The following is a 21,246-nucleotide window of genomic DNA, read 5'->3' as shown; positions in this document are numbered from 1 at the left end:
CGCACATCACGGCGCCCGACGACGACCCACGGCCCGGGCGATCCGACGGGCGTCCAGCCGCAGCTCCCGGAACATGCCGCTGATCGGGTTGGTGTAGCCGGTGAAGTAGAGGCCGGGCTGCGACCGGACGGGCACGCCGTGGTCGTCGAGCACGCCGAGGTCACCCACCAGCCGTTCGAGGCCGCGCTGGTAGCCGGTGGCCAGCAGGACGACGTCCGGCTCGATGCGGCTGTCGTCGGCGAGCACGACGGACGGGCCGTCGAACGACGACACCGCCGCGACCGGCTCGACGAGTCCGGCCTGCACGGCCGCGATCAGCCCGACGTCCTGCAGCGGCACCGACCCCTCGAGCACGCGCGAGTACAGGCCGGTCGTGGGGCGGGGCAGGCCGTGGGAGGACAGGTCGGGCACCTCGACGCGCGAGATCAGCCCGGCGACGACGTCGACCATCCTCACCGGGAGCCGCCGCACGAGGATGCCCGTGCCCTGGGCGGGCCAGCCGAAGTTGGACCGGCGCACGATGTGCGGGGGCGTCCGCACTGCGAGCCGGACGCGGCTCGCACCGCCCTCGGTGAGGTCCACGGCGATCTCGGCCCCGGTGTTACCGACGCCCACCACCAGCACGTCCCGGCCGGCGTACGGCGACGCGTCCCGGTAGATCGAGGCGTGCACCACCTGACCGTCGAACGTGCCGGGCCAGGTCGGCGGGACCGGCGTGTGGTTGTAGCCGGTCGCGACGACCACCTCGGGCGCGCTCATCACGCCCGCGCTGGTCTCCAGCAGCCACCGGCCGTCGTCGCCCAACGAGATCCGCGTGACCTCGACGCCGGTCTGGACGCGCAGGTGGTGGTGCTCGACGTACTGCTCGAGGTAGGCGACGACGTCCGCACGGGCCACCCACCGGCCGTACCGCCGCGGGATCGCCATGCCGCCCAGCCGCGACAGGTGGCGCGTGGTGTGCAGGTGCAGCCGTTCGTAGTGCCGCCGCCACGAGGCGCCGACCGCATCGGACTTCTCGAGCACGAGGGCCGGGATGCCGCGGCGGTGCAGTGCGGCGGCGGCGGCCAGACCTGCGGGGCCGCCACCGACGACGAGGACAGGGTCGATGGCCATGCGCATTCCTACCGCACCGCGGACCGAACGACCGGTGCGACGCGAAATAGACAGTTTCAACTGGACAGTTTGGACTGTCGGAGTTACGGTCGATGCATGACCGATGAGTCCGTCCGCGCCGCGCTCGAGCTGCGTGTCGTGATCGGCCGGTTGCGCCGCCAGCTGCGCGAGGTCAGCGCGACCGGCGACCTGACCCCGTCGCAGACGTCGCTGCTCAGCCGCCTCGACCGGGACGGTGCCGCCTCGGCCAGCGACCTCGCGGCGGCCGAGCGCGTGCGGCCGCAGTCCGTGGCCGCGCAGCTGACCGCCCTCGACGAGCTCGGGCTGATCGAGCGTCACCCCGACCCGACGGACGGCCGGCGCCAGCTGATCACGTTGAGCGGAACAGGCGTGGAACGGCTGTCCGGCGACCGGCAGGCGCGTCAGGAGTGGCTGGCCCGCGCGATCGACGAGCGGTTCTCCGACGACGAGCGCCGCACGCTCATGGCCGCGCTCGCCCTGCTCGATCGGCTCGCGGAGCCGTGACCGCCACCGCTGAACGCACGCAGGCGGTCGGCTTCGACCGGCGCCTGACCGCCCCGCTCGTCATCGGATCCGTGCTGAACCCGATCAACTCCTCGATGATCGCGGTCAGCCTCATCCCGATCGGCATCGCGTTCGGGGCGCCACCCGCACAGACGATCTGGCTGGTCAGCGCCCTGTACCTGGCCACCGCGGTCGGGCAGCCCGTGGTGGGCCGGCTCGTCGACCTGTTCGGGCCACGTCGCCTCTACCTGCTCGGCACGGGCCTCGTCGGCGTCGCCGGCGTGCTGGGTGCGCTCGCGCCGAGCCTCGGGCTGCTGGTCGCGGCGCGCGTGCTGCTCGGCTTCGGCACCTGCGCCGCCTATCCCGCCGCCATGTACCTGCTGCGCAGCGAGTCCCGCCGCACCGGCGTCGACAGCCCCGCCTTCGTGCTGACTGCCCTGGCGATCGCGAACCAGACGGTCGCCGTCATCGGCCCGACCCTCGGCGGCGTGCTCATCGGGATCGGCGGCTGGCGCACGATCTTCACCGTCAACATCCCCCTCGCGATCGCCTGCCTGATCCTGGGCTCACGCCGGCTCCCCCGCGTCGTCCCCGTGAGCGAGACCCGCGGCATCGACCTGCCGGGCATGGTGCTCTTCGCGACCATGCTCACCACGCTCATGCTCTTCCTGATGAAGCCGGCCGCCGACGAGTGGTACCTGCCGGTGGTCGCCGTCGCCGCCGCGGTCGGGCTCGTCGTGCGCGAGCTGCGCCAGCGGGCGCCCTTCCTCGACCTGCGCGTGCTCGGCGGCAACGTCCCGTTGCTGGCCACCTACGGCCGGCAGATCCTGCAGTCGACGGTCACGTACTCGTTCATGTACGGGTACGTGCAGTGGCTGGAGTCGACCGGCGGCCTGAGCGCGACGTCCGCCGGACTGCTCCTGCTGCCGATGTCCACCGCCGCGATCGCCGCCTCGGCCGTCTCCGGACGCCGTCCGCAGGTCCGCGGCAAGCTCGTCGTCGGCGGCGCGCTCCTCGTGCTCGGCACGGCCGGCCTGCTGACCGTCGACGCCGGGACCGCGGTGTGGGCGCTGATCGGCATCGCGGTGCTCATCGGCATCTCCCAGGGACTGAACGGGCTCGCCAACCAGAACGCGCTCTACCGACAGGCGGAGCCCGCGCGGATGGGCTCGTCGGCGGGTCTGCTGCGCACTTTCACCTACCTCGGCGCGATCACGGCGTCCGCCGTCCTGGCCGCGTCGTTCGCGCACGGGGCCTCCACCGCCGGCCTGCACCAGCTGACGGTCGTGATGCTCGGCTGCGCCGTCGCCCTGCTCGTCCTCACCACCCTCGACCGCTCCCTGCACCGCACCACCGTCACCCTGGAGACCGCATGACCACGCTCGACCCGACCACCGCCCTCGTCATCATCGACCTGCAGAAGGGCATCGTCGGGCTGCCGACGGCGCACCCGTCGTCCGACGTCGTCCGGAACGCCGCGACCCTGGCCGACGCGTTCCGCCGGCACGGTCTGCCGGTCGTGCTGGTCAATGTCGCCGGCGGCGCTCCCGGCCGGACGCAGGCACCGCCGCGCGGCGGCGACCGGCCGGCCGACTGGGCCGAGCTGTCCCCGAGCTGCACCTCCAGCCGTCGGACCTGACCGTCACCAAGCACACCTGGGGCGCGTGGCAGGGCACGACGCTGGACGCGGACCTCCGCGACCTCGGCGTGACGCAGGTGGTGGTCGCCGGCATCTCGACGAGCATCGGGGTGGAGTCCACGGCCCGCGGCGCGCACGAGCACGGCTACAACGTGACGCTCGCGGTCGATGCGATGACGGACAGCAACGCCGACGCCCACGAGAACAGCCTGACCCGGATCTTCCCGCGTCTGGGCGAGACCGCGACGACGACCGAGATCGTCGGTCTACTGGACGCGCGCTAGCAGGGTCAGCACCTCGTAGTGCGTGGTCTGCGGGAACATGTCGAGCAGCTGCGCGCGCACGGGTCGTAGCGACGGCATCGCGGCCAGGTCGCGGGCCAGCGACTCGGCGTTGCAGCTGGAGTAGACGACGTGGGTTGTCGACGACGCCTCCAGGTACCCGGCCAGCTGCGCGCCGATGCCGCGCCGCGGCGGGTTCACGATGACGACTCGGGCGCCTGGTGCGCCAGGGCGAACGCGGTGGCGTCGGCGGCCTCGAACCGGATGCCGGCCAGGCCATCAGACGACAGCCGCGCGCTCGCCACCGCCTCGACGCTGGTCTCGATCCCGACGACGTCCCTGCCCGGGGCGGCCACGTGCAGCGCAAAGCCGCCGACCCCGCAGTACAGGTCCCAGACCGAGGCGGGCGAGAGGTCGTCGATCCACGCCGTCGCCTGCCGGTACAGCGCGGCGGCCACCTCGGTGTTCGTCTGGAAGAGCTGCGGCCGCAGGTGCAGGTCGATCCCGTTGACGCGCATGAGCAGCGTCTCCTGCTCGGTCAGCGGGATCTCGCGGTCGCCCTCGAGCACGGCCCGGTGGTCGGGCAGCAGGTTCACCGACGCCACCCGCAGCACGGGCAGCGCGTCGAGCAGGGCGGGCAGGTGCTTGCGGATCCGCGTCACGGGCTCCTGCGACCGCAGGACGAACCGCACCATCAGCTCGCCGTCGGGCGACTGCGTGACCAGCAGGTTCTTCAGCTCGCCGGTCCTGGTGGCCAGGTCGTAGGGCGTGAGGTTCGCGTGCGCGACGAACGCCGCGAGCACGGGGAAGGCGGCCTGCAGGGAGTCGTCGTAGAGCCCGCACTCACGCAGGTCCACCCCGTGACCAGCCGCGTCCAGGATGCCGAGCGTCGGCTCGGCGGCAGTCCCGGTGACCACCATCTTGGCCTTGTTGCGGTACCCGGACTCGGCGCTCGCGTGCGGCGCGAGCCACTGCGGGCCGCCCTCGATCAGCGACTCGGCGTGCGCCTGCTTGGCCGCGAGCTGGTCGCCGTACGGCCGGCCCATCCACGCGCACGAGCGGCACAGCTCGGCATCGAAGTAGGCGCAGCGCACGGGTCCGAGCCTACGTCGCGCGCTGCAGCAGCCCTCGCACCAAGGACGCCTGGCCGGCGTGCTGCAGGCTGTCGGAGATGACGCTCACCAGCCGCACGCCGAGCGTCACCGGCGGGTCCCAGCGCGTGTCGACGATGCGGTCGAGGTCGTCCTCGCCCAGGTCGTCGAGGAAGGCCGTCGTCGCCGCCGCGACCGCGTCGTAGTACGCGAGCAGGAGGTCCCCGGACGCACGCACCTGGCCGACCTCCTGCGACGACTGCCCGTAGCCCGAGGCCGAGACGTCGAACGGCAGGGCGAACCGTCCGACCCAGCCCTGCGCGGTCCACACCTGCTCGGTGCCCGCGGCGCCGGCGACCTGCGCGTCCTCACCGCGGCCGGCGTGCCAGGCCAGCCAGGCGATCGTGTTGGCGTCCGGGTCCGCCCGCCACGTCAGCTGGTCGAGGTCGAGCCCGCCCACCGCGCGGTGCAGCACCTGACCCACCCGGCCGTGCGACTCGATCAACAGTGCGGCGATGTCCATGGGTCGGACGCTAGACCAGACCGGCGAGCATCGCCGCCGCATGGGCGGCACCGTCGGTGGCGACCGGGCGGTAGCGCACGTCGCGGCCGGCCTCCTTGACGATCGCCTCCGCGAGCGCACCCGGGTCGAGGGCGTCCTCGTAGGCCAGGTGGCGGCCGGCCTCGTAGCGGTCCAGTCGCGCCCGGACGTGCAGGTTCTGCTCGAAGTGGTGCCGCAGCGGGACGTAGACGAACGGCTTGTTGAGCGCGGTCAGCTCCATCGTCGTCGTCAGGCCGCCCTGGACGACGGCGACGTCGCAGGCCGCGAGGTGGCGGAACAGGTCGGGCACGTACCCGAGGACCGTCGACCCGTCGTAGGCGGGCAGCGACTCGGGGTCGATCCGCGGGCCGGTGACGAACGCGAACCGGATCTCGGGAGCGAGCTCGCGGACCAGCGGCACGGCGTCCATCACCCGGCGCAGGAGCGAGCTGCCACCCCCGAACCCCCGACGGTGACGAGGCAGAGCTTCTCGCCCGGCCGGACTCCCATCGACGACCGGATCCGCTCGACATCCCCGAGCGCTGCCGGGTCGAAGCCCGTGACGTAGCCGGAGAAGTCGAAGTTGGCCTCGGTCCAGGTGCGGATGCTGGGCAGCCCCGGGCCGAAGTCGCCCTCGACGACGTCGTCCGGGTCGCCGACGAACACCGAGCGGTCGCGGACGCGCGCGAAGCGGGCACGCTGCTCGATCATCTCCGCGTTGTAGTCGGCCGTGAGCGCCGCCTCGCGCGGACCGCCGTCGGGCATGGGCAGCCAGCCGACGAAGTCGGTCATCCACGCGAACGCGAACCGCTTGAGCTCGGGGTTCTCGTGCAGGAAGTAGTCGACGTCCCAGGCCTCGTCGCCGATCACGAGGTCGTAGTCGCCGTCCGCGACGACCTCGTCGAACACCATGAAGTTGTGCACGAGGATCTCGTCCATCCGGCGCAGCGCCTGGAACGCGTGCAGGTCGTGCTCGCCGGCCTCGTGCTCGATGTGGCCGGACTCGTTGCGCAGCCAGGCGGACGCGGGGTGCACCCGCTCGCCGTGCTGGGCCAGGACCCGCGTGACCGGGTGCTGCGCGAGCCAGTCGATCTGCAGGTCAGGGCGTCGGGCGCGCAGCTCGGCCGCGATCGCGACGTCGCGCTGGGCATGACCCAGGCCGATCGGCGACGAGAGGTAGAGCGCCCGCTTCGGGCGTGCCGCCGCCCGGCGCCAGCTCGTCCGGGGAGGGCTCGGGTGCACCCGATCGACGAACTGCGCGATCAGGTGGTTGACCTTGACCGCGTCGCGCGCCGACGCGCCGTGGCCCGCGTCCTGCAGCAGCACGAGGTCCCCGCCCGTCAGCTCGGCCAGCCGCTCGCCGAACTCCTGCGGGCGGATCCGGTCGTCGGTGCCGTGCACCACGAGGACCGGGCAGGTCACCTGGCGGGCCAACGGGACGAGCGGTTCGCACACGGCGCCATCGCAGCCGAGCCGTCCGGACGTGCTGTCGGCGAGCGTCTGCGGGGTCAGCTCGTGGGCCCAGCGGATGCAGTCCTCGATCTGCTTGGTCGAGTGCGGCTCGGGGAACATGCGCCCGAAGAAGAACTCCAGGAAGTCGTCGTACCCGCCCCCGAGCCAGTAGTGCTTGTTGTACTTGGCCCAGCCGCGGGTGGTGTCCAGGGGCTCGTCGAACGGGACCTCGTCGCGACCCGGCGTCGCGACGTCGAGGCCGCACGACGGGGCGATCGCGAGCAGGCCGGTGACGCGGGACGGCTGCTTGGCCGCGACGTGGACCGCCCACGACGCCCCGCACGACTCGGTGACCAGCACGGCCCGCTCGGTGGCGGTCGCGTCGAGCACGGCCACGATGTCCGCCGCGTACTCCCCGTCCGTGTAGGCCGCGGCCCCGACGGGCCGGCCCGAGAGGCCGCTGCCCCGCCCGTCGAACGTCACGACGCGGTAGTGCCGCGCCAGGAAGCCGATCTGCGCCTTCCAGAACCGGGACGGGACGATCGCCCACGTGGGCACGAGCATCACCGTCGGAGCACCGGGGACGGCGTCGTAGACCTCGTAGGCCAGCTCCACGCCGTCGCGCACGGTCGTCCCGACGGAACTCGTGGTCCAGTCCCGATCGACAGCCCTGCTCGGGTGCGTGTGCACCCGAGCAGTGTCCGCCTGCCAGAGGTCCGTCGTCACGGGCGGATCTCGAACACGTTGTTGAACGGGGTCGTCGCAGCGGTCCGGAAGCGGCTGAACCCCGCGGCCGTGGACACGTCGCGGATCTTGGCCGGTCCGGCCTGCGTGCCGAGCGCTAGCCCGACGTCCTGGCTCAGCGACGCGGGCGTGCACAGCAGGGTGGAGAAGCCGTAGAACGCCCGGCCGACCGTGTTCAGGTTGTCCTCGACGCGGTCGCCGGCCATCGGCTCGACGACCATCCAGGTGCCGTCGTCAGCGAGAGCGCCCTTCACCTTCCGGGCGGCGCCGACCGGGTCGCCCATGTCGTGCAGGGCATCGAACGTCGCGATCAGGTCGTAGCCGGTCCCGGTGAACCCGGTGGCCGGCGCGACCTCGAAGGTCACCCGGTCCTGGACGCCCGCCGCCCGGGCCCGCTCGCGCGCGATCTCGATCGACTCCGCGTGGTAGTCCGAGCCGACGAACGTCGCGGTGGGGAACGCCTGGGCCAGCAGGATCGTCGACGCGCCGTGCCCGCAGCCGACGTCGGCCACCCGGCCGCCCGCGGACAGCTTGGCCGACACGCCCTCGAGCGCCGGGATCCACTCGGTCAGCAGGTGGCCGTTGTACATCGTCCGGAAGAACCGCTCGGTGCCGTGGTGCACGTCCGTGTTGTGCTCGTGCCAGCCGACCCCGGCGCCGTCACGAGCGGCTGCGTAGATGTCGGGAGCGTCCCGGACGGTACCGAGGGCGATCTGGAAGAAACCCGCCAGGTAGGCCGCACTGGTGGGGTCGGCGAGCGCGACCGCGTGCTCGGCGGGCAGCGTGTAGCGGTGGGTCTGGGTGTCGTACTCGACGTAGCCGCCCGCCGCCTGGTTGTTCAGCCACTCGCGGGCGTACGGCTCACCGGTCGACGTCTGCTCGGCCAGCTCGGCCGGCGTGACCGGCCGACCGTCGGCCATCGCCGTGTAGTAGCCCAGCTTGTCGCCCATGACGACGAGCGCCGTGTTCAGGGTCGCGCCCACCTCGTCGACCGCTCGGAAGACGAACGACATGAGCTTGTCGGGGTCGATGGTGCGCTGGGGCAGGGTCTCGGTCATGGTCGTGCGCTCCTTCTGTCGGATATGTCGTGTTCGACCCTCGTCGGCCCCGACCCCTGGTCGCATCAGGTGACCCCCCTGGTCCGCTCCCTAGACTCGGCACGTGCTGGTCGGCCGCGAGCGCGAGCGCCAGGTCATCGCGACGCTGGTGGCTGCCGCGCGCGTGGGCGAGAGCGGCACCCTCGTCCTGCGAGGCGAGGCCGGGATCGGCAAGAGCGCCCTCCTCGAGGACGCCGCGGCCGCCGTGACGGACGCGGGGATGCTCGTGCTGCGGGCGGCCGGGATCGACGCCGAGCGTGAGGTGCCGTTCGGCGGTCTGCTGCAGCTGCTGCGGCCGGTGCTCGACCACCTCGACGCGCTGCCCGGGCCGCAGGCCGAGGCGCTCGGGTCGGCACTCGCGCTGACGCCCGGGTCGGGTGGGGAGCGGTTCGCGGTCGGCGCCGCGGTGCTCAGCCTGCTGAGCCGGGTGGCCGACGACGGGCCCGTCGCGGTCCTCGTCGACGACGCCCACCTGCTCGACCCGCCGTCCGCGCAGGCGCTGTGCTTCGCGGCCCGTCGCCTCACCGCCGACCCGATCGTCCTGCTCCTCGCCATCCGCGACGAGGCGCCGTCGGTGGTCGGCTCGGCGGGTCTGCCCACGTTGGAGGTGTCCGGGCTGGCCGACGACGACGCGGCGGAGCTGGCCGGTTCGCTCGGCCGACGGCTGTCGGCGTCGGCCCGCGCACGGCTGCTGGCCTCGACCGGCGGCAACCCGCTCGCCCTGCTGGAGCTGACCGACGACGGGTTCGACGCGCTGCCGCCCGGCGCCCCGGTCCCGGTGCCCGCGTCACTGGCCCGGGCGTTCGCCCGTCGCGCCGATCCCCTGTCCCCCCAGGCCCGGACGGCCGTGCTCGTGGCCGCGGCCGCCGCCGGCGACCTCACCGCCATCACGACGGCGTGCGCGCTGCTCGGCGTCTCGGTCACCGACCTCGACGAGGCCGCGGGAGCCCAGCTGCTCACCGTCGGGACCGCTCGCGTGACGTTCCGTCACGACCTGGTCCGGTCGGGCATCTATGCCGAGGCCGACCCGGGGACCCGTCGGGCCGTGCACGCCGCCCTGGCCCGCGCGGTCCCGGTCGACGACCTGGACCGGCGCGCCTGGCACCTCGGCGAGGCGACGGCGGCGCCGGACGCCGAGGTCGCCGCGGTGCTCGACGAGGCCGCGACCCAGGCCCGGGCCCGCGGCGCCCACGCCGTCGCGGCGGCGGGGTTCGAGCGTGCGGCCCGGCTCAGCCCGGACCCGGCGGACCGGGTGCAGCGACTGGTCTCGGCCGCGGAGAGCGCCTGGCGGGCCGGCACACCCGCCGCGGCGACGGACCTGCTCGCGCAGGTGTCCGCGCTGCCCCGGACGGCAGACCTGCGCATCCGCGCCGCCGCGCTGGACGGGATGATCTCGCAGCGCACCGGCTCGGTCGAGCACGCCCGTGACGTGGTCGTCGCAGCGGGCATCGAGGCGGCCGACCACGACCCCGACGCGGCGGTCGCACTACTGGCCGACGGCATCATGGCGGCCCAGTTCGCCGGTGACATCGCCACTGGCGCGGACGTCGTGGCCCGCATCGGACGCCTCGCCCCACGCACGCCGCGCGGACGGTGGCTGGGGACGATGGCCACCGCGGTGGCGGGCGTCCTGGCCGGGGACGCCGCCGGGCCCGACCTCCTGCGTGCGGCCATGGCGGAGGCCGACCAGTTCCTCACGGACGCCCAGCTGGCACCGTGGCTCGTCGTCGGCCCTCTCTACCTGCGCGAGAGCTTCCGCGGGCCGCGACGTGATCCCGGCGGTGGTGGCCCACACCCGCAGCCGCACCGACATCGGCGGACTGCCGCTCCTGCTGTTCTTCGTCGCGCGCGACCACGCGACGACCGACCGGTGGGACGACGCCATCGCCGGCTACACCGAGGGCATCGGCCTGGCCCGCGAGGCGGGGCAGGCCACCGACCTGGCCGGCTGCCTCGCCGGGCTGGCCTGGGTGGAGGCGCGCCGGGGATCCGCGGACGCCTGCCGGTCCCACGCGGCCGAGGCGCTCGAGGAGCTCACCCGTGCCCACGGCCTCGGCTTCTTCCAGGCGTGGGCGATGACCGCCCCGGCGGAGCTCGAGCTCGGGCTCGGCCGAGCAGAGGAGGCGCTCCGGCAGTACCGCGAGCTCGACGCGCTGCTGACGCGCCTCGGGCTGGCCGACGTCGACGTGTCGCCCGCCCCCGAGATGGTCGAGGCGATGGTCCAGCTGGGTCTCGCCGACGAGGCGAGCGCCCTGGCCGGTACGTTCACGGCGCAGGCCGAGGCCAAGGGTCAGCCGTGGGCGCTCGCCCGGGCCGCCCGCACCGCGGGCCTGACCTGCCCGGACGCCGACGTCGACGTCTGTTTCTCCGTGGCGCTCGCCTATCACGAGCACACCCTCGACGTCTTCGAGACCGCCCGCACCGAGCTGCTCTACGGGGCCCGGCTGCGGCGCCTGAAGCGGCGGGTCGACGCCCGACCGCTCCTGCGCTCGGCCCTGGCGACGTTCGAGCGCCTGGGCGCGATGCCGTGGGCGGACCGCGCGGCCGCCGAGCTGCGGGCCACGGGCGAGTCGGCTCAGCGCCGCAGCACCACGGGTCTGGACCACCTGACGCCGCAGGAGCTGCAGGTCGCCCGGATGCTCGCGGGCGGGCGCACCACCCGCGAGGCCGCCGCCGCCCTGTTCCTCAGCCCGAAGACCATCGAGTACCACCTGCGCAACGTCTACCTGAAGCTCGGCGTGCGGTCGCGCGGCGAGCGCGGACGCGATCGACGTGTGACCCGGTCCCTAGGCTGGTGCGCGTGACCTACACGTTCGACGCACCCCTGTGGCGCTGGGCCGCGCGCACCGAGACCTGGACGTTCGTCAGCGTCCCGGCCGAGATCTCCGACGAGATCCTCGACCTCGCGGGGCCGACCGGGACCCGCGGGTTCGGCTCCCTGCCCGTCGAGGTGGAGATCGGGCCGGTGCTCTGGCGCACGTCGATCTTCCCGGGCGACGCCGGATACGCGCTGCCGATCAAGAAGGCCGTGCGGGCCGCCAACGGCGCGGACGTCGGAGACGTCCTGCACGTCCGCCTCACGCTGCGCTGAAGGTCCGCACCCCGGGCGCCGATGCACCCTACGTGGTCCTCACCCTCGTCCTGATCGGCTTCCTCGCCCTCGCGGCGGTGGTGTCCGTGCGCTGGGTGCTGACCCGGGTGGACGCGTTGGGCCGGATCGCGCCGTTCCCGAAGATCAGCGTGGGGCTGTGCGTGGCCATCGCCCTGGGGTGCGCCGTCCCGCTGGTCCTGCACGCGCGGCTCGAGCACCGGCTCACGGAGGCGGCGTCGCAGATCGCCGGCGAGCACGTGCACGTGCACTGCCAGACCGCCGGCGAGACGTGGACGGACGCCGGCGCCGAGCTCGGCTTCGTGCGGTGGGGACGGGACGGCGTCCCCGAGCGGCGGACGGTGATCAAGTACGACCCGTGCGCCGACCTGCGCTCCTGGCTGGCGTCGGACAAGCAGCGCCCCAGCGAGGACCAGGTGATCGCGGTGCACGTGCTCACCCACGAGACGATGCACATGATCGGCATCACGAACGAGGCACAGGCCGAGTGCGCGGCGATGCAACGCGACGCACGCATGGCGCAGGCGCTGGGCGCGACGCCGGCCCAGGCCCAGGCGCTCGCGCACCGCTACTGGCTCGACGTCTACCCGCGGATGCCCGACGGGTACATGGGCGGCTGCGGCCCGGGCGGGACGTGGGACGAGCACCTCCCCGTCGCGCCCTGGTAGCCCGGCACCTACGGTGGCTCGGGTGACGACCTCCTTCGCCCTCCTGCCCGGCGCCGGCGGCCAGGGCTGGCTCTGGCACCTCGTCGAGGCTGACCTGCGGGCGCGCGGCTACGACGCCTTCGCCGTCGACCTGCCGGCCGCCGATCCGTCGTGCGGGCTGCCCGCCTATGCCGACACGGTCGTCGCCGCGATCGGCGACCGGACCGACGTCACGCTCGTCGCCCAGTCGATGGGCGGATTCACCGCGCCGCTGGTCTGGGAGCGGGTGCCCGTACGCGGCGTGGTGTTCGTGAACGCCATGATCCCGCGGCCCGGCGAGACAGCTGGCGACTGGTGGGGCGACGTGCGGTCCGACGAGGCCCGTGTCGCCGCCGCCCGCGAGCACGGCTACCCGGTCGACTTCGACGACGCGGTCTACTTCCTGCACGACGTCCCCAACGACCTCGTCACGTTCATGAACGAGCACCCGTCCCCCGAGACGGACGCCGCCTTCGGCGACCCGTGCACGTTCTCCACGTGGCCGTCGGTGGTCGCGGCGATCGCCGGCCGCGACGACCGCCTCTTCCCGCTCGACCTGCAACGCCGGGTCGCTCGCGACCGCCTCGGCCTCGAACCGGTCGTCGTCCCCGGCGGGCACCTGGCGGCGCTCAGCCACCCCGCCGAGCTGGCCGAGGCGATCGTCCGCAGCACCTGAGCGGCGTAACCTCCGCGTCATCGAGCTGAGCGACACTCGGAGCCCCATGGACCTGACCTCTCTGGACCACATCCGCACCGCGCGCACCCGCGCTGACCTGGTTCTCGGCCCGCGCAGCGCGCCGCTGGCCGGGGGCACCTGGCTGTTCTCCGAACCCCAGCCGGACCTGTCGGAGCTGGTGGACCTGACCGGCCTGGCCTGGCCGCCGGTCGAGGTGGCCGACGGGCTCACGGTCGCCGCCACGTGCACGCTCCGGCAGCTCGCAGACCTGCCCGCGGTCGCCGGCTGGCGCTCGCAGCACCTGGTCCGGGAGTGCCTGCGCTCGCTCGTGATGTCGGAGAAGATCTGGGACGCGGCCACGGTCGGCGGCAACATCTGCCTCGCGCTGCCGGCCGGTGCGCTGACCACGTGGGCCGTCGCGCTCGACGCCACGGCGACGGTCTGGACGGCGGCCGGCGGCGCGTACGAGCTGCCCGTCCTCGAGCTGGTGACCGGCGTGCGCAGCACCGCCCTGGGCCCGGGCGACGTGCTGCGCTCGATCCACGTCGCACGCGACGCGCTGGCCTCGCCCGCAACGTTCGCCCGGGCAGCGCTGACCCGCCACGGGCGCACGGGGACCATCGTCGTGGGCCGACGCGCCGGGGACGGCTTCGTCGCGACGATCACCGGGGGCGTGCCGCGTCCGCGGAGGTTCGCGTTCGCGTCCGTGCCCACCGCCGACAACCTGCACGACGCGATCGACACGATCGACGACTGGTACGACGACCCTCACGGCGCCCCCGACTGGCGTCGGGCCCAGACGCTGCGCCTCGCCGAGCAGGTCAGGCTGGAGTCGCATGAGGTTCGAGGTGAACGGCCGGCCGCTGGACGTCGACCCCGCGCCCGGGCAGGTGCTGCGCACGCTCCTGCGCGAGCAGGGGCACACCGAGGTCAAGAAGGGCTGCGACGCGGGCGACTGCGGGGCGTGCACCGTGCTGCTCGACGGCCGGCCCATGCACTCCTGCCTCGTCCCCGCTGTCCGGGTCGAGGGCCGGTCGGTCACCACCGTCTCCGGGCTGGGGACCGTCGAGCACCTTCACCCGGTCCAGCAGGCGTTCGTCGACGCCGCCGCGTTCCAGTGCGGGTTCTGCACGGCAGGCCTGGTGACCACCGTTGTGGGCCTCGGTCTGTCGGGTGAGGTCACCGAGGACACCGCCCGCGCGCTCAAGGGGAACCTGTGCCGGTGCACGGGGTACCGGTCCGTCTGCGACGCCGTCGCGGGCGTCCGGAACACCGTCGACCCGCTGGCCGGCCGGGACGCGGGACGTTCCGTGCGGGCCCCGGCGGCGCGCCGGATCGTCACCGGGAACGAGGCCTACACGCTCGACGAGCCGGCCACGGACCTCGCCCACATCGCCGTGCTCGGCAGCCCCCACGCCCACGCGCGGATCGTGGCGGTGCACGCCGCGGCCGCCCTGGCCGCGCCCGGCGTCCTGGCCGTGCTCACCTACGAGGACTCCCCCACGCACCCGTTCTCGACGGCCCGGCACGAGAGCCGGCTCGACGACCCCGACGACACCCTCGTCCTCGACCGGGTGCTCCGGTTCCGGGGGCAGCGGGTCGCCGTCGTCGTCGCCGGGTCGCTGCGCGAGGCGGAGCGGGCACGCGCGCTGATCGAGGTCGAGTACGAGGTGCGGCCGGCGGTCGTCGACCCGTCCGCCGCGCGCCGACCGGGCGCCCCGCTCGTCCATGGCGACAAGGGCCCGGGGTCGCGGATCTCCGAGCCCGGCCGGAACGTGGTGGCCCAGAAGCACGACGAGATGGGCGACGTGACCGCCGGCCTGGCCGCGGCCGCGCACCGCGTGCACGGCACCTGGCGCACCGGCCGGGTGGCCCACGCGTCGCTCGAGACGCACGCGACCCGCGGCTGGCTCGACGAGGACGGCCGGCTCGTCCTGCGTACCAGCACCCAGGTGCCGTACCTGACCCGCAAGGAGATCGCGCACCTGTTCGACCTCGACGAGTCGCGGGTGCGGGTGCTGACCGGGCGCGTGGGCGGCGGATTCGGGGGCAAGCAGGAGCTGCTCACCGAGGACCTCGTCGCGCTCGCCGTGCTGCGGACGGGGCGCGCCGTGCAGTACGAGATGTCGCGTGAAGACGAGTTCACGATCGTGCCGAGTCGGCACCCCTTCCGGGTCAAGGTCGACGTCGGCTGCGACGCGGACGGCCTGCTCACCGCCCTGAAGATCGACGTGCTGGCCAACACCGGCGCGTACGGCAACCACGGGCCGGGCGTCATGTTCCACGGCGTGAGCGAGTCGATCTCGGTGTACCGCTGCGCCAACAAGCGCGTCGACGCCGAGTCGGTCTACACGCACACGATGCCGTCGGGGGCCTTCCGCGGGTACGGGCTCGGGCAGGTGCAGTTCGCCATCGAGTCGGCCATGGACGAGCTGGCGCGCAGGGTCGGCCTCGACCCGTTCGAGCTCCGCCGCCGCAACGTCGTCGTGCCCGGGGACCACCTGCTCATCACGGACCCCGACGAGGTGGACGACCTCGACATGCACTCCTACGGGCTGGACCAGTGCCTGGACCTGGCGCAGGCCGCGCTGGCGGACCGGTCCGCCGACGCCGAGGCCCCGCCCGGCTCGGTCGTCGGTGAGGGCATGGCGATCGCCATGATCGCGACCATCGCGCCGCGCGGGCACTACGCCGAGGCGTCCGTGACGCTGCTCGACGACGGCCGGTACGAGGCGCGCGTCGGTACCACGGAGTTCGGCAACGGGACCACGACCGTGCACGGGCAGCTGGTGGCTCAGGCGCTCGGGACGACGGTCGACCGCGTGGTGATCAGGCAGTCCGACACCGACGTGACCGGGTACGACACCGGCGCGTTCGCGTCCGCCGGGACGGTCGTCGCGGGGCTCGCCCTGCACCGCGCCGCGCTCCAGCTCCGGGGCAAGATCCTCGCCGCGGCCGCCGCCCTGCGAGAGCACCCGTCGGACGAGCCCCGCTCGTGGGACGGCTCGGTCGTGTCGGAGACCGCCGCCGACGGCGTCCCGCTCACCGAGATCGCCGCCGCCGTCCCCGGGCTGGCCGGGCACGGCAACCACGACGGCACCCCGCGCTCGGTGGCGTTCAACGTGCACGCGTTCCGGGTGGCCGTCTGTGTGCAGACGGGTGAGGTCACCATCGTACGGTCGGTCCAGGCCGTCGACGCCGGGACCGTGCTGCACCCCGAGCAGCTGCGCGGGCAGGTCGAGGGCGGGGTCGGTCAGGCCATCGGTACGGCCCTGTTCGAGGAGATCCGGCTCGACGACGAGGGCCGGGTCACCACCGCCTCGTTCCGCGCCTACCACGTGCCGCAGGTGGTCGACCTGCCGCGCACCGACGTCCTGTTCGCGCAGACCACCGACGACCTCGGCCCGCTCGGCGCCAAGTCGATGAGCGAGGCGCCGTACAACCCGGTCGCGCCGGCCCTGGCCAACGCGATCCGGGACGCCCTCGGTGTGCGTCCGTACGAGCCCCGATGACGCCCGACCGCCTCTGGCGCCTGGCCGACCCGCGCTGACGCTAGCGACGCTGCGGAGCGCGATCCGCGGCCGGGCGGTGGATCGGGCCGACCGTGCGACGCAGCGGCAGGCCCGACGCGCCCGCGCGGGACGCCAGGACCTCCGCGAGCACCGAGACGGCCGTCTCGGCCGGGGTCGAGGCGCCGACGTCCAGTCCGATCGGGGCGTGCAGACGGACCAGCTCGTCGCTCGTCGCGCCGAGCTCGACCAGGGCGACGGTCCGGCGGTCCTGGGTGCGGCGCGAACCCATCGCGCCGACGTAGCCGGCCCCCGACCGCAGCGCGCCCAGGACCAGCTCGGCGTCGTAGCGGTCGTCGTGGGACATCACGGCCACGACGTCGCGGGCGCCGAGCTGCTGCGAGGCCAGATGACGCACGGGCCAGTCGACGACGACCTCGTCGGCACCCGGGTGGCGACGGGGCGTCGCGAGGACGGCGCGCGCATCGCACACCGTGACGCGGTACCCGACGGCCCGTGCGGCGGTCGCGAGCGCGGAGGAGAACTCGAGCGCGCCGTAGATCACCATGCGCGCGGGGGCGGCGGCGACCTCGACGAACACCTCGATCCCGCCGTGCGGCCCCTCGAACCGCACGATGCCGGTGCGCGCGTCGGGCACCCGCCCGGCCGGCAGGGTGCCGAACAGGGGCGTGACCACCACCGCGGCCTGGCCGCCGGCCGCGGCCGCGAGCGGTGGGAGGTCGGCCGGACCCAGCTCGCGCGCGTGGACCCGCAGCACCCCACCGCAGGTCAGACCCACCGCGAAGGCGTCCTCGTCGGTGACGCCGTACTCCTGGATGCCGGGCGCCGCACCCGCCAGGACCGAGGTGCACAGCTCGTACAGGGCACCCTCGACGCATCCCCCGGCGACGCTCCCGACGGCCGCGCCGGTGTCGTCGACCGCCATCGACGTGCCGACGACGGTCGGTCCGCTCCCGGTCATCGAGATGACGGTGGCGACCGCGACCCGGCCGCCGTCGGTGAGCAGGGCGAGCAGCCGATCAGCGATCTCGAGCATCTGTGTCACCTCCCCGACACAACCGGGTGCTAGCAAGTGCTCCATGCTGACACTGACCGGCGCCCGCGCCATCGTGATCGACGAGCACACCGAGACGACCGGTGACCTGCACGTCGTCGACGGCCGGGTGTCCGGCGCGCCCGGGCCCGACGCCGAGCGGCTCGACGTCGACGGCTGCGTGGTCACACCCGGCCTGGTGAACGCGCACCACCACCTGCTGCAGACCGCGTTCCGCACCCTGCCGGGCACCCGCGGCGTCCCCATGGCCACCTGGTTGCCGACGATGGCCGCGGCCTACGCCGAGGTCGGCATCGACGGGTCGTTGAGCCACGTCGCCGCGGCGGCTGGCTTGGCCGAGGCGCTGCTGAGCGGGGTGACCACCGTCGCCGACCACCACCTGACCTGGCCCGCCGACCCGGACCGCTCGCTCGACGTCGCCCGCGGCACGGTCGCCGCCGCCGAACGCCTCGGCGCCCGGCTTGTCTTCGTGCGCGGCACCGCGCGCGACGACCCGGAGGCGGCCGCGCTGTCCGCCACGTTGCTCGCGGAGTCCTTGCCGCGCGGCGACATGCTCCAGCTCGCCGTCGGACCGGCCGGGGTGCACAGCGACGGGCCCGAGACGTTCCGGCTGCTCGGCGAGGTGGCGCAGCGGTTCGGCCTGCGCCGGCGCACCCAGGCGAACGAGCAGGTCGACGTCGCGATCGCGCTGGAGCGCTACGGCCGGCGTCCGCTGAACCTGCTCGACGAGTGGGGCTGGCTCGCCCCGGACGTCACGCTCGCGCACCTGTGCGACATCACGCCGACCGAGATCGCACGCCTCGCCGCGTCGGGCGTCACGGCGACCCACGCACCCGGCTGCGACCTGCCGATGGGCTGGGGCATCGCGCCGGTCGCGGCCTTGCTGGACGCCGGCGTCCGCACCGGGCTGGGCACCAGCGGGGGCGGCAGCAACGACGCCGGCCACCTGCTCGCCGACGCGCGCCTCGCGATGCAGGTCGCCCCGCTCGCGGGACGGCCGCTGACCGCGCGCGAGGTGCTCGCCACGGCCACCGCGGGGTCGGCGGCGGGCCTGGGCCGGCCTGAGCTGGGCCACCTGAGGACAGGAGCGGCCGCGGACCTCTGCGTGTGGGACGTGTCCGGGGTGGCCGACGCGGGCGTCGCCGACCCGGTCCCCGGTCTGCTCTGGGCGAGTCCCGGGCGACGGCCGCGGCACGTCGTCGTCGGCGGACGCGTGGTGGTCCGCGACCATGTGCTGCAGACCGCCGACGAGGAGACCGTCGTGGCCGACCTGCGGCGGCGCGTCGGCCGGTAGACCCGTCACAGCTCGAGCACCAGGGTCGGCCCCGCGGCCCGCGAGACGCAGATCATCATCGTCTGGCTCGCCCCGCCGGGTCCGATGACCGAGTCGCGATGCTCGACGGGTCCCTGCAGGACGGGCGTCTCGCAGCTGCCGCAGGTGCCCACCCGGCACGACGACACGACGACCGCCCCGCTGCCCTCGACCACGTCCAGGACGCTCTCGCCGGGCGGCACGGTGAGCACGGAACCGCTGAGGGCCAGCTCGATCTCGAACGGCTCCGACCACACGGGCGGTCCGAACTCTCGGGCCTCGAACCGCTCGGCGTGCACGGTCCAGCCCGGGGCGTCGATCGCGTCGACGGCCTCGATCAGCCGCCGCGGACCGCAGCACACGACCCGGCCCGCCTCGCCGCCCTGGGCGAGCGTCGCGACGGAGAGCCGGCGCCCCTCGTCGCCCGCGTAGACGTGGACGCGCTCGGCGTGAGCCTCGACGAGCTCGTCGAGAAAGGCCATGGTCGCGCGCGATCGTCCGGCGTAGTGCAGGGACCAGCTGGTGCCGGCCGCGTCGGCGGCGGCGAGCATCGCCAGGAGCGGCGTGATCCCGATGCCGCCGGCGACGAACACGGTCGGCTCGTCGCCGACGGGCTCGAACGCGAAGTGGTTGCGCGGCCCGCGCAGCCGGAGCGTGTCCCCCACGGCGAGCCGGTCGTGCACGTAGGCCGAGCCGCCCCGGCCGGCCGGCTCGCGCAGCACGGCCACGCGGTAGGTGGACCGGTCCGCGGGATCCCCGCACAGGGAGTACTGCCGTTCGGCGCCACCCGGCAGCAGCAGGTCGATGTGCGAACCCGGCGTCCAGGGCGGCAGCGGTCGGCCGTTGGTGGGCGCCAGGTCCAGGGCGAGGACACCGTCGGCTACGACCGTCCTCGCCTGCACCACGACCGGTCGCTGGATGTCGCTGAACACGCTCACATGGGCCTCCACATCTCGTTCCGGCCACCGTACGAGGCTCGTGTTAACAGCAACGCAAACACCGTGACGTGGAAGGACCACTCTCGTTACACACGAGAAACGGCGGCTGCCTAGCGTGCGTACCCAGCAGTAGATATAGACCCCGCGATGGCGCACCCGCCCCGGGTGAGCCATGCGCTCCCCACCTGGAGGTCCGCGATCACCGTTCTGTCACCGGGTCTGCCCCGCACCCTGGAGAGGCTGCTGCACGCGCGCCTCGCGGACGGCACGGTGGTCGACGTCCAGCTGAGCGGCGGCCGCATCGAGTCGGTCGTCCCGGCCGACACGCTCGGCCCCGGAAACCCGGAGACCGCCCTCGAGCTGGACGGCTTCCTGCTGCTGCCCGCCCCAGCCGACCCGCACGCGCACCTCGACAAGGCGCTGTCCTGGGATGCGATCCGGCCGCCGATGGGCGACCTCCGGCTCGCGATCGAGTCGTGGCACGCCTACTCCGACCAGATGACGGTCGACGAGATCGCCGACCGGGCCCGCACGCAGGCGCTGACCATGCTCGCCCACGGCACCACCGCCATCCGCACCCACGTGGACCTGCTGCCCGGACCCGACCCGCTGCGCGGCGTGCACGCGCTGATCCGGGTGCGCGAGGAGCTGCGGTGCCTGCTCGACCTCCAGCTGGTGACGCTCGGCGGGTACCTGACCCCGACCGAGGACCACGAGTCGGCGCTCGCCGCGGGCGTCGACCTCGTCGGTGGTGCACCCCACCTCGCCCCGGACGCGCTGACCGAGCTGGCACGGCTGCTCGAGATCGCGCGGCTGGCCGGGGTCGGCGTGGACGTCCACACCGACGAGAGCCTCGACTGCGACGTCACGCTCGACGTGCTCGCCCGGGCGGTCGTGGGCTGGGAGTCGCCGGTCAGCGCCGGGCACTGCGTCCGCCTGGGCACGCTCGAGGGTCCGCGTCGCGACGAGGTCATCGCGGACGTGCTCGCCGCGGGCATCGGGGTCATCGCCAACCCGATCACCAACCTGTACCTGCAGGGCTGGGGGTCCGACGTCGCGACCCCACGCGGGCTGACCGCCGTCCGGGCGCTCGTCGACGCCGGGGTGCGGTTCGCGGCCGGCGCCGACAACGTGCGCGACCCGTTCAACCCGCTGGGCCGCAGCGACGCGCTCGAGACGGCGATGCTGCTGGTCGTCGCCGGTCACCTGTCCGTCGACGAGGCGTACACCGCGGTCAGCACCGGGGCTCGCGACGTCATGGGCCTGTCGTCCGGCGGGATCGCACCCGGGGAACGGGCCGAGCTGCTCGCCGTGCGCGGCACCGACCTCGTCGACGTCGTTGCCACCGCCTCCCTGGACCGCTACGTGATCCACGCCGGCCGGCTCGTCGCCGCCAGCGAGACGCACAGCCAGGTCGCCGCCCCGGCGCTCCTGCCCACCTACCCCGAAGCGAGGTGA

The 21,246-nt window shown here is 74.0% G+C and carries 17 protein-coding genes and 4 pseudogenes; 12 read left to right on the top strand and 9 right to left on the bottom strand.

Features of this window, described 5'->3' with window-relative positions:
• Positions 1 to 6 precede the first annotated feature (6 nt).
• Positions 7 to 1,113 (bottom strand): flavin-containing monooxygenase, encoded by a 1,107-nt coding sequence (locus tag AC38ZX_RS06535; RefSeq protein WP_491296771.1) that lies wholly within the window; start codon positions 1,111 to 1,113, stop codon positions 7 to 9.
• A 96-nt stretch (positions 1,114 to 1,209) separates the two neighbouring features.
• On the opposite strand from AC38ZX_RS06535, the gene AC38ZX_RS06530 reads away from it, so the two are divergent.
• The 3 genes and pseudogenes from AC38ZX_RS06530 to AC38ZX_RS06520 all read left to right on the top strand — a co-directional run bounded on the left by AC38ZX_RS06530 (position 1,210) and on the right by AC38ZX_RS06520 (position 3,561).
• Positions 1,210 to 1,638, top strand: a complete 429-nt coding sequence (locus AC38ZX_RS06530) for a MarR family winged helix-turn-helix transcriptional regulator (RefSeq protein ID WP_491296770.1) — start codon at positions 1,210 to 1,212, stop codon at positions 1,636 to 1,638.
• A complete protein-coding gene (locus AC38ZX_RS06525; RefSeq protein ID WP_426595042.1) occupies positions 1,635 to 3,014 on the top strand; it encodes an MFS transporter in 1,380 nt (459 codons plus the stop codon). The genes AC38ZX_RS06530 and AC38ZX_RS06525 overlap by 4 nt, the downstream gene beginning before the upstream one ends.
• Positions 3,011 to 3,561: pseudogene (locus AC38ZX_RS06520) on the top strand (isochorismatase family protein). Before AC38ZX_RS06525 ends, AC38ZX_RS06520 begins: the two are co-directional and overlap by 4 nt.
• Here AC38ZX_RS06520 and rlmC read toward each other — a convergent pair.
• From rlmC to AC38ZX_RS06495, 5 genes and pseudogenes are all read right to left on the bottom strand, one after another.
• A pseudogene (gene rlmC, locus AC38ZX_RS06515) lies at positions 3,544 to 4,652 on the bottom strand (23S rRNA (uracil(747)-C(5))-methyltransferase RlmC). The pseudogenes AC38ZX_RS06520 and rlmC sit on opposite strands and share 18 nt — an antisense overlap.
• Before the next feature lie 10 nt (positions 4,653 to 4,662).
• Positions 4,663 to 5,172: a mycothiol transferase gene (locus AC38ZX_RS06510; protein WP_426595039.1), complete on the bottom strand. Its 510-nt coding sequence runs from the start codon at positions 5,170 to 5,172 to the stop codon at positions 4,663 to 4,665.
• 10 nt (positions 5,173 to 5,182) lie between these two features.
• Positions 5,183 to 5,620 carry a glycosyltransferase gene (locus AC38ZX_RS06505; protein WP_491296768.1) on the bottom strand — a complete coding sequence of 146 codons (438 nt, stop codon included), beginning with the start codon at positions 5,618 to 5,620 and terminating at the stop codon, positions 5,183 to 5,185.
• Complete coding sequence (locus tag AC38ZX_RS06500) at positions 5,620 to 7,368, bottom strand: alpha/beta fold hydrolase (RefSeq protein WP_491296766.1); 1,749 nt, start codon at positions 7,366 to 7,368, stop codon at positions 5,620 to 5,622. Before AC38ZX_RS06500 ends, AC38ZX_RS06505 begins: the two co-directional genes overlap by 1 nt.
• Positions 7,365 to 8,444, bottom strand: coding sequence for a class I SAM-dependent methyltransferase (locus tag AC38ZX_RS06495; RefSeq protein ID WP_426595037.1), 1,080 nt, complete (start codon positions 8,442 to 8,444; stop codon positions 7,365 to 7,367). Before AC38ZX_RS06495 ends, AC38ZX_RS06500 begins: the two co-directional genes overlap by 4 nt.
• A 103-nt stretch (positions 8,445 to 8,547) precedes the next feature.
• On the opposite strand from AC38ZX_RS06495, the pseudogene AC38ZX_RS06490 reads away from it, so the two are divergent.
• Positions 8,548 to 8,967: pseudogene (locus AC38ZX_RS06490) on the top strand (ATP-binding protein); the annotation flags it as partial.
• A gap of 303 nt (positions 8,968 to 9,270) precedes the next feature.
• Here AC38ZX_RS06490 and AC38ZX_RS06485 read toward each other — a convergent pair.
• Positions 9,271 to 9,903, bottom strand: a complete 633-nt coding sequence (locus AC38ZX_RS06485) for a hypothetical protein (protein WP_491296765.1) — start codon at positions 9,901 to 9,903, stop codon at positions 9,271 to 9,273.
• A gap of 361 nt (positions 9,904 to 10,264) precedes the next feature.
• Here AC38ZX_RS06485 and AC38ZX_RS06480 point away from each other — a divergent pair, with 361 nt between their 5' ends.
• The 6 genes and pseudogenes from AC38ZX_RS06480 (at position 10,265) to AC38ZX_RS06455 (ending at position 16,466) form a co-directional block, all read left to right on the top strand.
• Positions 10,265 to 11,287: a helix-turn-helix transcriptional regulator gene (locus AC38ZX_RS06480; protein ID WP_491296763.1), complete on the top strand. Its 1,023-nt coding sequence runs from the start codon at positions 10,265 to 10,267 to the stop codon at positions 11,285 to 11,287.
• Complete coding sequence (locus tag AC38ZX_RS06475; RefSeq protein ID WP_426595035.1) at positions 11,284 to 11,574, top strand: DUF1905 domain-containing protein; 291 nt, start codon at positions 11,284 to 11,286, stop codon at positions 11,572 to 11,574. The genes AC38ZX_RS06480 and AC38ZX_RS06475 overlap by 4 nt, the downstream gene beginning before the upstream one ends.
• Positions 11,575 to 11,606: 32 nt before the next feature.
• Positions 11,607 to 12,260, top strand: a complete 654-nt coding sequence (locus AC38ZX_RS06470) for a hypothetical protein (RefSeq protein ID WP_491296761.1) — start codon at positions 11,607 to 11,609, stop codon at positions 12,258 to 12,260.
• Positions 12,261 to 12,282: 22 nt separating this feature from the next.
• A complete protein-coding gene (locus AC38ZX_RS06465) occupies positions 12,283 to 12,954 on the top strand; it encodes an alpha/beta fold hydrolase (protein ID WP_491296759.1) in 672 nt (223 codons plus the stop codon).
• 46 nt (positions 12,955 to 13,000) lie between these two features.
• Positions 13,001 to 13,441: pseudogene (locus tag AC38ZX_RS06460) on the top strand (FAD binding domain-containing protein); the annotation flags it as partial.
• Between the two features lie 349 nt (positions 13,442 to 13,790).
• Positions 13,791 to 16,466, top strand: a complete 2,676-nt coding sequence (locus AC38ZX_RS06455; RefSeq protein WP_491296758.1) for a molybdopterin-dependent oxidoreductase — start codon at positions 13,791 to 13,793, stop codon at positions 16,464 to 16,466.
• 40 nt (positions 16,467 to 16,506) lie between these two features.
• Here the strand turns inward: AC38ZX_RS06455 and AC38ZX_RS06450 are convergent, their stop codons facing one another.
• Positions 16,507 to 17,520, bottom strand: coding sequence for an XdhC family protein (locus AC38ZX_RS06450; RefSeq protein ID WP_491296757.1), 1,014 nt, complete (start codon positions 17,518 to 17,520; stop codon positions 16,507 to 16,509).
• Between the two features lie 43 nt (positions 17,521 to 17,563).
• Here AC38ZX_RS06450 and AC38ZX_RS06445 point away from each other — a divergent pair, with 43 nt between their 5' ends.
• Complete coding sequence (locus tag AC38ZX_RS06445) at positions 17,564 to 18,832, top strand: amidohydrolase family protein (RefSeq protein ID WP_491296756.1); 1,269 nt, start codon at positions 17,564 to 17,566, stop codon at positions 18,830 to 18,832.
• A 5-nt stretch (positions 18,833 to 18,837) separates the two neighbouring features.
• On the opposite strand, the gene AC38ZX_RS06440 is transcribed toward AC38ZX_RS06445, so the two are convergent.
• Positions 18,838 to 19,788: a PDR/VanB family oxidoreductase gene (locus tag AC38ZX_RS06440; protein WP_491296755.1), complete on the bottom strand. Its 951-nt coding sequence runs from the start codon at positions 19,786 to 19,788 to the stop codon at positions 18,838 to 18,840.
• Between the two features lie 165 nt (positions 19,789 to 19,953).
• On the opposite strand from AC38ZX_RS06440, the gene AC38ZX_RS06435 reads away from it, so the two are divergent.
• Positions 19,954 to 21,246, top strand: a complete 1,293-nt coding sequence (locus AC38ZX_RS06435) for an amidohydrolase family protein (protein ID WP_491296754.1) — start codon at positions 19,954 to 19,956, stop codon at positions 21,244 to 21,246.

The organism is Cellulomonas sp. McL0606, from assembly GCF_058248365.1.
The sequence above is the reverse complement of the archived record's forward strand: the minus strand, read 5'-3'. Positions and strand labels throughout refer to the sequence as shown.